Source organism: Paenibacillus odorifer (assembly GCF_000758725.1).
In the GTDB taxonomy this organism is placed as follows: Bacteria; Bacillota; Bacilli; order Paenibacillales; family Paenibacillaceae; genus Paenibacillus_AQ; species Paenibacillus_AQ odorifer.
Window position 1 is genome coordinate 5,450,895 of the sequence record NZ_CP009428.1, and the last position, 14,788, is coordinate 5,465,682.

Here is a 14,788-nt window from a genome sequence, read left to right on the forward strand (position 1 = left end):
GGAAAAATTGATCCTCTACTGACAGCACTATAGCACTCAATGGCCGGTTCAGCAAATACCCTATTTATTTCATTTTTTAGAATGTACTACACCGCTTAAGTATACAAAAAAGCACTTCCCCCTGCACGGAGCTCGGGGGAAGTGCTATGGTCAAGAGAATATGAATATTCTCGTGTAGGCCTGTGTTTGTATTAACGCTTCTTCAAGCCGTCCGCCAATGCGTATCCAACCTTCCAGATATCGCCTGCGCCCATCGTAATCACCAGGTCACCTGGGGCAATACGAGGTTTCAGATCAGCAAGCACATCTTCTTTGGTTGGCAGATGTCTTGCACCGGCGTTACTGTTCTGCACAATAAGCTCAACCAGCTTCGCAGAAGTAACCCCCTCAATCTGCTTCTCACCTGCGGGAGAGTAGATGTCGGTGATGATCACCTCATCTGCTTCGCTAAAGGCGCGGCTGAAGGCATCTAGCAGGAAGAACGTACGTGTATACCGCTGAGGCTGGAATACGGCAATAATCCGTTTCCCCGTTGCCTTAGCAGCACTGATTGTCGCCTGAATTTCAGTTGGGTGATGCGCATAATCATCGATGACCAGAATATCATCGACTTCTCCGAGTACTTGAAAACGGCGCTTCGCACCATGGAATTTCACAATCGCTTCAGCGATTTTCTCAAAAGAGATTCCTGATTTCAAACAAGCGATAACCGCAGCCATTGAGTTATACAGATTGTACTGACCTGGCACGGACAGTTCAATTTGTCCCAATACTACGCCATTATGGTTCATCGTATACGAAACCTGACGGTCGCCAAGAACGATGTCTGTTGCAATATAATCTGCTGTCTTCGACTTGATGCCGTAAGTAATCACCTTACCTGACACTTCAGGCAATAAAGAAATCACGTTCTCGTCATCTGCACACACAATCGCAGTGCCGTCTTCACGTGTCTGGTTCATAAACTGTACGTAAGCAGCCTTGAGACGGTTAAAATCTCCGCCGTAATTTTCCAAGTGATCTGCTTCCACATTCGTGACAATTCCAAGCCAAGGATGATAGTGCAAGAAAGAGCCATCGCTCTCATCCGCTTCCGCCACTACATAATCGCCTTGTCCTGCCTTTGCATTCGTACCGACATTCATAATCTCTCCGCCGATAATATACGTAGGATCAACTTCACACTCTTCCATTACAAGCGCGATCATGGAGGAGGTAGTTGTTTTACCATGCGCTCCGGCAACGGCTACCCCTTTACGTTCGTTCAATAAACGAGCCAGCATTTGTGAGCGGTGCAGAATTGGAATCTTAAGACGCTCTGCTTCCACCCATTCCACATTATCGCTGGACAAAGCCGTAGAGTACACGACCAGATCCGCACCTTTTACTTGTTCTGCTGTATGCCCAATATAAATCTTGGCACCTTTAGCAATCAATTTATCCGTCAATTCTTGGGCAGCCACATCGGAGCCCGTAACCGTATATCCCATTTCTAGCATTACTCGGGCAATCGCGCTCATACCGTAGCCGCCGATCCCTATAAAATGCACACGTTCAGTAGTATCCAACAGTCGTCACCAGCCTTTTTCAGTATCGGGTTGCTGCAAAAGTGTACCGCGCACGTCAGAAATCAAATACAGCGTACCAGATACGACGGCAAGGTCATCCTCCGCTGTAATCGACTTCAGTTGTTGCAGCGCTTTTCCCCAATTATGTTCTACTATGATTACCAAGTTTTCCTTGGCATATTTATCCCGCAGACTTTCTGCGATAACCTGCAGATGCTCCGCGTCCATTTTGTTCTGGAAATCCGGTTCGGTCAGGATGAGCGTATCCACTATAGGCAGTATATGCTTAAAGTAGGATTCATGATGCTTATTTGCCATCATTCCCATAAGTAAATTTAATTTACCGTATTTATAGAGCTGTGGCAGGCTTTTGGCAAGGCTCTCCGCGCCTTCCGGATTATGTGCTCCATCCAGTACGATCCTCGGAGATTTACTTACCTCTTCCAGCCTTCCAGCCCAAAATGCATGACGCAATCCTTCCAGAACATCTTCATCCTCTAGCATGAACGCCATATACTGGCGCAAAACTTCAAGAACCATCATGGCTCCCGCCGCATTGCTAATCTGGTGTTCGCCTTTCATCACAATCCCAAGTTCAAGCGAACGGAAGGGACCCTTAAAGTTAAAAGTCTGCACATCCGCATGGATTCCAGTAGCTTCATAGCTAAAATCTTCTCCGGCAAGATAAAGAGTAGAGCGGCAAGCCGCCGCTTTCTCCTTGAGTACAGCCACGACTTCCGGTTGATTTACGCAGCTAACAACGGGTACACCGGGTTTGATAATTCCGGCTTTCTCCATTGCAACCTTCTCAAGCGTATCTCCCAAAATATCCATATGGTCATGGCCAACATTTGTAATCACCGACACGATCGGAGTAACGATGTTCGTTACATCCAGCCTTCCCCCAAGCCCAGTCTCCCATACGACAACATCCGGACAAGAAACACCCGCAAAAAATAGAATAGCCACAGCTGTAGTTACCTCAAACATCGTTGGTGAGCCAAATTCCGTTTCTGCAATCTCATCTACCAAAGGACGAAGGGTATTCACTAGCTCAAGAAGAGTTTCTTCAGGAATGTCCGTATTATTATATTGGAACCTGTTCGTGAACTTCGTAATATACGGAGACGTGAAGGTGCCGACGGAATAGCCGCTTTGCAAAAGTGCGCTTGTCAAAAAGGCACAGGTAGAGCCTTTGCCGTTCGTACCCGCCACATGAATAAATTTCAGCCGACGGTGCGGGTTTCCCAGCTTGTCCATCAACATCTCAATTCTGTCTAAACCTGGCCGGATTCCAAACGGAATCAGGCCCTTGATCCAGTTAACCGCTTCGGTATATGTCGCAAGAGGGGCGGTGCTCCCGCCCCGATTTAGGTCATCCATGTCTCTTATCCTCTCAGCTCTGCTATGCGGGCAAGTACTTTCTCACGTTTGGCGGAGTAATCCGCCTGCTTCGCCTGCTCCTCTTCGATAACTTTTGCGGGAGCTTTGGCTACGAAGCCCTGATTGCTCAACTTTTTCTCTACGCGTTCTACTTCGCTGTTCAGCGTCTGCACTTCTTTTTCCAGACGAGCGATTTCTTGTTCAATATCAATCAGCCCCGACAAAGGCAGAAGCAGTTCCGCTCCCGTTACTACAGCGGACATTACCTTGTCTGGCGTTTCCGGATTCAGACCAGCTTCGAAAGAAGAGGTATTGCAGAAACGTCCAATGTAGTTGTCGTTACGAGTAATGATGCTCAGCGTTTCTTCATTGCTCGCTTTAATAATCAATTCAACCTTCTTGCTCATCGGTACGTTCACTTCAGCACGGATATTACGAACTGCCCGGATTACATCCATCAGCAGGTTCATTTCCGCTACCGCTTGCGGGTTCTCCAGAGCAGCATCATACTCAGGCCATGCAGCCAGAGTAATTGTCTCTCCTTCATGCGGCAGATGCTGCCAGATTTCCTCCGAAATAAACGGCATAAACGGATGAATCAAGCGCATCGTGCGGTCGAGTACATAAGCAAGTACGGACTGTGTCTTCGCTTTGGCTGCGGCATCCGTTCCGTAAAGCGACAGCTTCGCGAACTCAATATACCAGTCACACAAATCGTCCCAAATGAAGTTGTACAGCTGGCGGCCGGTCTCGCCGAACTCGTACGAGTCAATTAGACGCGTAATTTCACGAGAAGTTTCGTTCAGGCGGTGCAAAATCCAACGGTCAGCCGTACTTAGCTCACCAGTAATGTCAATATTCTCGAAGCTAACTCCTTCAAGATTCATAAGGGCGAAGCGTGACGCATTCCAGATCTTATTAGCGAAATTACGCGCCTGCTCTACCTTTTCCCAGCGGAAGCGTAAATCCTGACCCGCTGTGCTGCCGGTAGAAATCATATAACGCATAGCATCTGCCCCGTACTTCTCGATAACCTCAAGCGGATCTACGCCGTTGCCGAGTGACTTGGACATTTTTTGTCCTTCAGCATCCCGTACCAAACCATGCATCAATACGTCGGAGAATGGTTTCTCTCCCGTGAATTCCAGTGCCGAGAAGATCATCCGCGCTACCCAGAAATAAATAATATCATAGCCCGTTACGAGCACATCGTTCGGATAGTAACGTTTGAAATCTGCGCTGTCTTCATTCGGCCAGCCTAGGGTTGCAAACGGCCAGAGGTTGGAGCTAAACCAAGTATCCAGAACATCCTCGTCCTGTTTCAAGTCGGTTAGGCCGCTGATCCGGCGCGCTTCTTCCTCATCATTCGCCACAACCAGCTCACCGGTAGATTCAGAATACCAAGCCGGAATACGATGTCCCCACCAAAGCTGACGGGAAATACACCAGTCGCGTACGTTTTCAATCCAGTTCAGGTAGGTTCTTTCGAACCGTTCAGGTACAAAGTTAACCCCATTACCATCCTTCTGTGCATTGATGGCAGCTTCGGCGAGCGGCTGCATCTTCACGAACCATTGTGTGGACAGGTACGGCTCAACAACAGCTCCTGAACGTTCACTGTGTCCAACTTGATGCACATGATCTTCAATAGAGATCAGAACGCCTTGCTCCTTCAGATCCGCCGTGATGGCCTTACGGCATTCACTCCGGTCTTGACCTTGGTAAGGTCCTGCTTCTTCGTTCATTGTGCCGCTCTCATCCATTACGTTGATCTGCGGCAGATTATGACGTTGACCTACCTCGAAGTCATTTGGATCATGAGCTGGCGTGATCTTAACCGCACCGCTGCCAAACTCTTTATCTACATACTCGTCAGCGATAATTGGAATCTCCCGGCCGATAATCGGCAGGATCAGCGTTTTGCCAATCAGATCTTTATAACGATCATCCTCAGGATGAACAGCAACTGCCGTATCACCCAACATCGTCTCCGGACGTGTGGTCGCTACAGTGATATGTCCGCTGCCATCTTTAAGTGGGTAACGCAGATGGTACAGATGACCGTTAACTTCCTTATATTCAACCTCGATATCCGACAACGCCGTACGAGCCGCCGGGTCCCAGTTGATGATACGTTTACCGCGGTAGATCAAGCCTTTATTATAAAGCTTAACAAATACCTCGCGAACTCCCTTCGACAAACCCTCATCGAGGGTAAAACGCTCGCGGGAGTAGTCAAGAGAAAGTCCCATTTTAGCCCACTGCTCATGAATGGTGTTTGCGTATTTGTCTTTCCAATCCCACACCTGCTCCAGGAACTTCTCACGTCCGAGGTCATGTCTAGAAATCCCCTGCTCGCGCAGCTTCTGCTCTACCTTCGTTTGTGTTGCAATACCTGCGTGGTCCGTACCTGGCAACCAAAGCGTATCGAAGCCCTGCATCCGTTTGGTACGAATCAGGATATCCTGTAATGTGAAATCGAGCGCATGCCCGATGTGCAGCATTCCTGTTACGTTTGGCGGCGGGATCACAATGCTATAGGCTTGAGCATCCGGACGCTGGCCTGCACGGAAATATCCGCCCTCTGTCCAGTAGGAATACCATTTCTGTTCTGCTGCCTTCGGATCATACGTTGTTGGCATCTCGTTTTTAGATTCATTCGTAGCGGCAGCATCTGCCGCTGTTAGATGGTTTTGGTCAGCCATTCTCTGATACCTCCACTAGTTTACTTGTAGTTGCTTATAGTTGTTAATAAAGTTGCTGTATAGAGCGCACAGGTCTCTGAAAAAAACAAAAAGACCCCTCGTCTCAAAGGACGAAAGGTCATTCTTTCGCGGTACCACCTTTGTTTCGCGCCAATGAAAAATAAAACTACACTTCTTACCCAACGGATTCAGAAGCTTAGCGCGACACTCGTACAGATAACGGCTGCTACCGGCCACAACCTAACTTATCCTTCATAGATATGAAGATAAGCTCAGAAGGGCGACTCCGGGGCGACTTCGGGGGCTGTTTCCTACGGAATGTCACAGCACTTGCAATTCCGCTCTCTGAAGGGCTGACCGCCTACTCTTCCCGTTCCCAGTCTTTACTTAGATATTGCTTACTCCATAATACATTTTGAGCCCCCCCTAGTCAACCTGGATACGCCTTTGCAGCGGGACTTTAGGCTGAATTTCGACTTATTTCTTCTGAAGCATTCATTCCAACAATGAAACAGCAAAAATCCCGACCCTAAAACCTGATCGGGATTCACCTATTCATGTGTGTACGCATCACGATTCGATTACGGGATGTACAACACTTGGCCTTCCTCTACACTCTGCCCGGACAAGCGATTATACATCACCAGCTCCCGCGCACTTAGCTGATACTTCTCTGCAATGGTATCCAGTGTTTCTTCACGCTGTACAATACACAGCCGAACTTTGCGGAACATGTTAGCTCCGTCCGCGCTGGCAATGAATCTGCTCTTCCATTCCGTATTATTACCAACCTCTGGAACGTCCACTGCTGCAGATGTGTTTCCTTCCGACTGCAGAGCTTCCTGCTCTTTACGGACACGACTGGAGCTTAGTAAAGAGGAGAAGGTGAGATGTTCTTTTTCCGGAACCTCTGCTTCTTTTTTACTGCCCAAGGCGATCTTAAGATCTTGTTTCTCCTCATGAGAAGCCACACTCTCTTGTGAAACAAAAACTTCGTTCACATTCTCATGGATGGGTTCAGCATTCTCATCCTGTTCATGAAGCTCATGATTAGCCTCACTCTCAGAAGCAAATACAGGTATATCTTGATTCGCTTCTGCACTAGCCGTTGGAACAACGGTCTCTCTAGAAGCAAAAGAATATTCCTCTTCCGGCTGCTGCTTCTCTTCGCTCACATAACTTGCTTGATTCAGCTGGGACACTTCAGCTTCCTTGATCTGTGGCTCGGCTTTAAACCAGTAATCGGATAAACCCGCTTTGGCATCCTCTGCTTGTGACTCTAGACTATGTGTCCGGGCTTTTGCGCCCTTGTCCTTCTCCTGAGCGGATGAGAAATTGACTACAGGGGACGTATGAGCCGCTCCGCTTGAGACTAGTAACTCCTGTGCGTCCTCAGCCGCATCGGCCTGTTCATGTTCTTCTACAGCAACCTGTGATGCATCTTCACCAAAGGTCCACTGTGAATTTTCATAAAGGGTATCATTTTCGTGTTCTTGGTGCTCAGCAGTTGCTTCTATCACCCTGTCATCATTAACAGGAGAATAGGCGACTGTATACTCCTCTTGCTGCCAGGCCGGTTGAGGTTGAGGATCCGTACTACCGATCCCCCGCAGCGATAGTACGCCTGTTATATTCACAGTGCGCATCGTGAGCAGATCAATATCAAAATTCTCGATCTCCACCCCAATATCTTCAATCGAGCTGACGCGTGTAAGCGGAACAGTGATTTCGACGGGAATGGCATGCTCCAGACGTTGTGTTCGGTCATCTTCACTCCGGTAAAGCCCGGTAAGCAACAGCTGACCATATAACTCGGCCCGATCCTCCCGCTGAATCACCTGAATTTCCGGAAGTAGTTCAACCTCCTCCAGCTCAGCTATTCCCGGAAGCTCTTCCGAAAGGTGAATGCGTTCGTAAATATCAAACCGCAAGCCGTGGGACTGATCAAACACGGGATATGTCCTCCTTCTTGGCATAATCTAACCCTGAGACAGGCCCAGAGCATAAGCCCAAAATGTTACTCCCCACATGTATATGCTTCAAACAGAGAGGCATGACAACTTTGGTAGTACTAACCGGACAGGATGCTAATAAATTTCATGAATTTAAGAGCTCATCAAACCTTCAGCCTGCTGATAGATGCACTACTTCGTAAGAACAAAGTATTATATGCTGCTTTTATTAATAAGACATGGATAGATGTTTTTTTTCTGAAAAAAATAGAAAAAGAACAGCAGAACCAGCTTTTGCTGATTCTACTGTTCTTTAGTTGCTTACGTATCCGTCAGGGTGCTTCAGACAGCAGCTCTCGCAGCTGCAGCATATCCTCCGGCCACGGATCGCTGACTTCCAGCTGTTCTCCGCTCCAAGGATGGCGGAAGGACAACGACTCACCATGCAGGGCATGGCGGCCGGCAGCGCTGGAAGCCCAAACCGGGCCGCCATATAGTTCATCCCCATACAAGGGATGACCCATATGGCTGAGATGGACGCGAATCTGATGCGTCCGCCCGGTCTCCAGCTGCACATGCACCAGGCTTCCGCCATGCAGTGCCTCGCGCTCGATGATTCGCGTCACGGCAGATTGTCCGCCGGGCGAGACGCGTCTGCGCGCAGCGTGATGCCGATCGCGCCCAATCGGGGCATCGATCACCTTAAGTACAGGCGGCACTGTGCCTTCGACGATCGCGGCGTAGTGCCGTGAGATGCTTTTTTCACGCATATTCTCGTCCAGAACTAACTGTGCGAACTCATTTTTCGCATACATCACCGGACCCGTTGTATCTTTGTCCAAGCGGTGAATATGGCGCACAGCCACACTCTCGCCGGAAGTGATATAATGCGCAGCTACGAGGTGATCCAGAGTTACACCTGTTCCACTGCCATCTGGATGAACCGCCATCCCAGCTGGTTTATGAGCTACCAGGCAAAAATCATCCTCGTACAGCACCTCAAGCTCTTCCCATATCGGTTCAATCCCCACTTCACGATCGGGAAAAAGTGCCAGCCGAAGCCGGTCACCTTTCCACTGAATGCCTCCCTCGCGGCGTAACCGCAGATGAAGTTTCTCGGGCATGCCCACAGTTTCTCGCAGCCACTTATCAATCGTCGCCTGCGTATCCTCAGCTCCAGTAATGATTTTGCCGGGTGTTACCTCCAGCCATTCTCCACGCCGAGTCCAAGCGCCACCACCGGTTGTTTCTCCGGCTCCGATGCTCAAAGGGCCTTCAGGGCATTATAATGGCCCTCAATGGTATCATCAATATCCTGCTCACTATGTGCAGCCGATACGAACATCCCCTCAAACTGTGAAGGTGGCACACTGATGCCTTGGCTCACCATATGACCAAAATAACGACGGAAAAGATCCGTGTCACTCGTCTTAGCCGTTTCAAAATTGATTACAGGTCCTTCAGTGAAGAATGGACAAACCATTGATCCTACCCGGTTGATCGTGAGCGGAATGCCAGTCTCGATTGAATTCTTTCTCAAACCCGCTTCCAGACGTGCACCCAACTGTTCCAGTCGGTCATATACTTCCGGTGTCAACAGCTTGAGCGTAGTATATCCGGCTGCCATCGCTAATGGATTACCACTTAGTGTGCCCGCCTGATAAATCGGTCCAGTAGGAGCGATTTGCTCCATGATCTCTCTTTTCCCGCCATAAGCACCCACTGGAAGTCCGCCGCCGATAACTTTGCCAAAACAAGTAATATCCGGAGTAATCCCGAACAAGCCTTGAGCACAGCCGCGATTAACACGGAAGCCTGTCATAACCTCATCAAAAATAAGCAGCGAACCATTGTCAGAAGTTAATTTACGAAGCCCTTCCAGGAAGCCTGGAAGCGGTGGAACAACGCCCATGTTGCCGGCAATTGGCTCTACGATCACTGCCGCAATCTCATTGCCAAAACGTTCGAAAGCAATCTGAGTGGACTCCAAATCATTGTAAGGAACCGTAATGGTATTCATTGCAACGCCTTCTGGGACACCCGGGCTATCCGGCAATCCCAATGTAGCTACACCAGAGCCAGCCTTAATAAGCAAACTATCCGCGTGACCGTGGTAGGAGCCTTCGAACTTCAAGATCTTGCTGCGTCCAGTGTAACCACGTGCCAAACGAATCGCGCTCATCGTAGCTTCCGTTCCGGAGTTAACCATGCGCACGATATCTACAGATGCCACACGTTCAACAACGGTTTTTGCCATTTCCGTTTCGAGTAGCGTTGGGGCGCCAAAGCTTGTCCCTTTTACCGCCGTCTCCTGCAATGCCTTCACAACCTCAGGATGCGCATGACCCATAATCAGTGGTCCCCATGAGAGCACATAGTCGATAAAGCTGTTGCCGTCGATATCAAAAATACGCGAACCGATCCCATGATCCACATAAATCGGAGTCAGACCTACGGATTTAAACGCCCGTACAGGGCTGTTCACCCCGCCGGGAATATATTGTTTTGCTTCATCAAAAGCCTTCCGGGACGCTTCCTCTTTACGCGCCGTTGGCACATTACTCATGTATCTTCACTCCTATTCTCTTCTTGGTTACACAAGCTTGTACAAACATATATTAGCTGCCGCGATGTCGGTGTGATGAAGATTAGCCGCGCAGCCAGCGGGCTGCATCTTTTGCAAAATAAGTAATAATAATGTCCGCACCAGCGCGTTTCATGCCCGTCAGCATTTCCAGCACAACGGCTTGCTCGTCGATCCAGCCTTGTAATGCCGCTGCTTTTACCATGGAATATTCTCCACTCACATTATAAGCCACCAAAGGAAGATCAAACTGATCACGAATCGTACGAATCACATCTAGGTAAGCCAGGGCTGGCTTCACCATTAACATATCCGCGCCTTCCAACACATCGGATTCTGCTTCACGGAGCGCTTCGCGCAGATTGGCAGGGTCCATTTGATACGTTTTGCGATTCCCGAATTGTGGCGCTGAATCCGCTGCTTCGCGGAAAGGGCCATAAAATGCCGAAGCATATTTGACCGAATACGACATAATCGGCACATGCTCAAAACCGTTCTCATCAAGTCCCGCACGAATCGCGTGAACGAATCCATCCATCATGTTGGAAGGGGCGATAATATCTGCTCCAGCTTTTGCTTGGGATACCGCCGTACGAGTCAAAAGCTCCAGCGAAGCATCGTTGATAACATCGCCATGTACCACACCATTCACCGTATGCGTATGCACCATTCCACAATGTCCGTGATCCGTAAATTCACAAAGGCAGGTATCTGCAACGACCAACAGCTCTGGGTACCAGTGCTTGATCAAGCGAGTAGCCTCTTGCACAATTCCATCCTCTGCAAAACCGGAAGAACCGATAGCATCCTTCGTCTCAGGAATCCCGAACAACAATACAGCCGGGATGCCTAGTGCGGCGATCTCGTCCACTTCTGCTTTTAACGTATCCAGCGAAAAATGATACACGCCCGGCATCGAGCTAATCTCATTCTTCACACCTGTTCCATAAGTCACAAAAATAGGCTGTACCATATCCAGCACATTCAGTATCGTCTCCCGCACCATGCCACGAATTCCAGCAGAACCGCGCAAACGGCGGTGACGTGTAATTGGAAAGCTCATTTGTTCATCCTCCTGAAAAATAAAATATAAAACCAATTTATGTGTTTGGCAGCAAACCACAACTAGCCGCAGCCAAGTCCAAATTAGCCGCAGCCAAGTCCAAATTAGCCGCAACCAAACCGCCGACCACTGGCTAACTGCGTATAGTTGTAGTTTGTGCAACTATCTCGATGTTTTGTCCTAATTGTAAGCTTTAGTTGCATTCTCTACAGTTATTTATTACAAAAGAGCGAAGATTCCTCATTTAGCGGATATTTAATTGTACATACTACAACTAAACTCGACTTTAGCTGATATATAGGAAATTTAATTGTATGAAGTACAACTAAACCTAAACCTCAAGCAGACCTGTTCAAATTAACCTACCGACATATTCTCTACATACCAGTTAGTTTACAACCAAATATTATACTCCGAACTCCATAAGTAACTACTTTCGGAGTTCAATTTATATGTTACTTGAAGGTTGCGATGTGGCACTTTTGAGCGTAGATATAACGGCGAGCAAACCAACACATGCAATTAGTAAATGTAAGCGCAGACTCATTAATAACTACCAACTCACATGTAACCACCAACTATTTAGTAACTACCAACTCACATGTAACTACGAACTATTTAGTAACTACGAACTCACATGTAACCACCAACTATTTAGTAACTACCAACTCACATGTAACTACGAACTATTTAGTAACTACGAACAAAACTCTAGCCTGTAATGTAACTAATTATAAGCTGAGCGCTATATTTCTAAGCAGGCACTGCCTTTCTCCGTTGAACAGCTACTACTCTCCCCGCAGAGTAATCAGCTTCTACCTTCCCACCAGAAAGTAAGCTAAACAAGCCAAGCTCACCAGTAAACTATTGCTTCGTTCTATCCTCGATCCGAGCGCTACTGCAGCTGAGTCTCCGCATTCCAGCGGCAGAGCTCCTGCACCAAACCATCTATGGTTGCCTCTTCAGGCAAGAGTCCCGGTGTCAGTCCCGCGTCTACCGCAGTCTGCTCCGTTAACGGGCCGATGCAGGCGATTTTCACGTTTGCAAGTAGCGGGAGCGGATCTTCAAGTCCCATCCGTTTCAGGATGTGTATGAAATTACGCACGGTTGACGAGCTGGTGAAGGTTACCGCATGTACGCGACCTTCCTCTAGCAGCTTCAGCAGCTCGTCGTCATCCTCACCAGTGACAACCGTCTCATAAGTATCCACGTCTGTCACCTGTAGGCCAAGCTCTCTCAGCTTGTCCGGCAGCCAGTCCCGCGCCAGATCGCCGCGCGGCAAAAGCACGTTCTGCCCCGGCAGCAGCTGGGGACCGAACGTCTCAATCAGACCTTCCGCCTGAAACTTCGCCGGAAGTTCCTCAGCGATCACCCCGCGCTGCGCCAGCGCGGCGGCTGTGCCTGGCCCCACCGCTGCAATACGCGCGCGGTGTAGCCCGCGAATGTCCGCCCCCAGCTCCGCCAAGTGGCGCCAAAAAAACTCCACGCCGTTCGGGCTAGTGAAGAATACCCAGTCGTACGATTCCAGCGCGCCAAACGCCGCTGCAATCTTCGCCTTCTTCTCTGCCCCTTCCGGCATGATCGTCTCGATCACCGGGAACTCGTAGGGTTCCCCGCCGAGTTCTTCAATTCTATCCACCAGCTCGCTTGCTTGGCTGCGAGCCCGTGTCACCACGATGCGTTTGCCGAATAACGGCATCGCCTCGACCCACTTCAGCTGCTCACGCTGCAGCACCACGTCGCCGACGACGATGACTGCCGGCGGCTGAAAATCCGCCGCCTTCACCTTCGCCTCAATATCGGCGAGGGTTCCCGTCAGCGTCTCCTGATCCGCGCGGGTGCCCCAGCGCACAAGTGCCACTGGTGTTTCTGGCGGCCGCCCGTGCTTGATCAGCTGAGCGCTGATATAACCTATTTTAGCTACGCCCATCAGAAACACTAACGTGCCTGTGGCGTTCGTTACTTTATCCCAATGTATGGAATGATCCAGTTTATCCGGACTCTCATGCCCGGTGATAATCGACAGGGAAGAGGCATGATCGCGGTGCGTAACAGGTATACCCGCATAGGCAGGTACACTGATCGCTGACGTGATGCCTGGTACGATTTCGTAATAGATCCCATTTTTGCGCAGCAGCTCCGCTTCTTCACCCACTCGGCCAAAAATCGTAGGGTCCCCACCCTTAAGCCGCACCACTGTTTTCCCCTGTAAAGCCAAATCAACTAACAATTGATTAATCTGTTCTTGCTTCATCGTGTGGCGATCCGGCAGCTTGCCTACATAAATCTTCTCCCCGCCGGGTTTCATGCATTTCAGCAATCTAGGACTTGCCAAGCGATCATACACCAGTACGTCGCTTTTTTGGATACACTCGAGGCCTTTCACAGTAATCAGCTTTGCGTCCCCGGGACCTGCACCTACCAAATAAACCTTCCCCGTCAATTCACTCATCCCCTAACGTCTGACAGTATCTTCTCCGCTCCTCTTGCAATCAGCTTTTTAGCGACTTCTTCGCCGAGCTGTACCGGGTCAACCCCCGTGCAAGTTTCTTTCAAAATCGTTGAACCGTCCGGTGTTCCCACCATCCCCGTTAACGAGATTACTTTGTGCTCAGCGGTAGCAGCTTTGGCGGCTGCGTCAAGCACCGCATGAGCACCAATCGGCACTTGGCAGCCGCCATTCAGCACGCCAAGGAACGTGCGCTCCGCCGCTACCGTCAACGCCGTGTCGGCATCGTTGTATAACGCCAGCAGCTTCCGCAGGTCAGCGTCATCTGCGCGGCACTGGATGCCGAGTGCACCCTGCCCTACAGCGGGCAGGCAAACCTCCGGCGGCAGGTAGGCGCTCACGCGATCCTGCCAGCCCATGCGCGACAGCCCCGCCGCTGCCAGCAGGATTGCGTCGTATTCGCCGCTCTCCAGCTTGCGCAGCCGCGAGTCAATGTTGCCGCGCACGGGCTCAATGACCAGATCAGGCCGCAGCGCAGCAAGCTGGCTGGATCGGCGTAGGCTGCTTGTGCCTACGCGTGCACCCCGAGGCAGCTCGTCTAGCGAGACGCCTCCGTTAGAGATCAAAACATCACGCGGATCGACACGCTTCGGCACAGCACCATTGATCAGCCCATCCGGTAACTCGGATGGCATATCCTTCATGCTGTGCACCGCCATGTCGATTTCTTTTTCCAGCATCGCTTGCTCGATTTCCTTCACGAACAACCCTTTGCCGCCTACCTTGGATAAAGTAACGTCAAGAATGCGGTCACCTTTGGTGACGATCTTTTTCACTTCAAAAGTAAATCCAAAACCATGCTCTTCGCTAAGTCGCTCCAAATCAGCAATCACATGTCCCGTTTGCGTCAACGCAAGCGCGCTCTGTCTACTCCCCACTATAACCTTACGCATTGTCCATTCCTCCTGGTAACGTTCGCCTCTTACTCTTCACCACAGAACCTTGCACTAGAAATCCAAACCCAAACTAACCAATTAACTACTCTCACTCTAAAAAAGGCATTATTGCCTTTGAATTCGCTACT

9 protein-coding genes are annotated in these 14,788 nt (G+C 49.7%); all 9 read right to left on the bottom strand.

The genetic code is table 11. The features are described from left to right. Window positions 1-191 precede the first annotated feature (191 nt). The 9 genes from murC to hemC all read right to left on the bottom strand — a co-directional run bounded on the left by murC (window position 192) and on the right by hemC (window position 14,657). Window positions 192-1,568, bottom strand: a complete 1,377-nt coding sequence (gene murC / locus PODO_RS23885) for a UDP-N-acetylmuramate--L-alanine ligase (protein ID WP_036685137.1) — start codon at window positions 1,566-1,568, stop codon at window positions 192-194. 6 nt (window positions 1,569-1,574) lie between these two features. Next, window positions 1,575-2,951, bottom strand: coding sequence for a bifunctional folylpolyglutamate synthase/dihydrofolate synthase (locus PODO_RS23890; RefSeq protein WP_036685135.1), 1,377 nt, complete (start codon window positions 2,949-2,951; stop codon window positions 1,575-1,577). 5 nt (window positions 2,952-2,956) lie between these two features. Beyond that, complete coding sequence (locus tag PODO_RS23895; RefSeq protein ID WP_051491372.1) at window positions 2,957-5,656, bottom strand: valine--tRNA ligase; 2,700 nt, start codon at window positions 5,654-5,656, stop codon at window positions 2,957-2,959. 581 nt (window positions 5,657-6,237) lie between these two features. Then, window positions 6,238-7,608, bottom strand: coding sequence for a LysM peptidoglycan-binding domain-containing protein (locus PODO_RS23900; protein WP_036685134.1), 1,371 nt, complete (start codon window positions 7,606-7,608; stop codon window positions 6,238-6,240). Between the two features lie 332 nt (window positions 7,609-7,940). Beyond that, complete coding sequence (locus PODO_RS23905; RefSeq protein ID WP_244886386.1) at window positions 7,941-8,876, bottom strand: RluA family pseudouridine synthase; 936 nt, start codon at window positions 8,874-8,876, stop codon at window positions 7,941-7,943. Then, complete coding sequence (gene hemL / locus PODO_RS23910) at window positions 8,873-10,174, bottom strand: glutamate-1-semialdehyde 2,1-aminomutase (protein ID WP_038573041.1); 1,302 nt, start codon at window positions 10,172-10,174, stop codon at window positions 8,873-8,875. The genes PODO_RS23905 and hemL overlap by 4 nt, the downstream gene beginning before the upstream one ends. Window positions 10,175-10,256: 82 nt before the next feature. After that, the gene (gene hemB, locus PODO_RS23915) at window positions 10,257-11,255 is read right to left on the bottom strand and encodes a porphobilinogen synthase (protein ID WP_038573042.1); all 999 of its coding nucleotides are present in this window, start codon (window positions 11,253-11,255) and stop codon (window positions 10,257-10,259) included. 895 nt (window positions 11,256-12,150) lie between these two features. Then, complete coding sequence (gene cobA, locus PODO_RS23920) at window positions 12,151-13,698, bottom strand: uroporphyrinogen-III C-methyltransferase (protein WP_038574799.1); 1,548 nt, start codon at window positions 13,696-13,698, stop codon at window positions 12,151-12,153. 5 nt (window positions 13,699-13,703) lie between these two features. Beyond that, entirely contained in the window at window positions 13,704-14,657 is a 954-nt protein-coding gene (gene hemC, locus PODO_RS23925) for a hydroxymethylbilane synthase (RefSeq protein ID WP_038573043.1), read from the bottom strand. Between the last annotated feature and the right edge of the window lie 131 nt (window positions 14,658-14,788).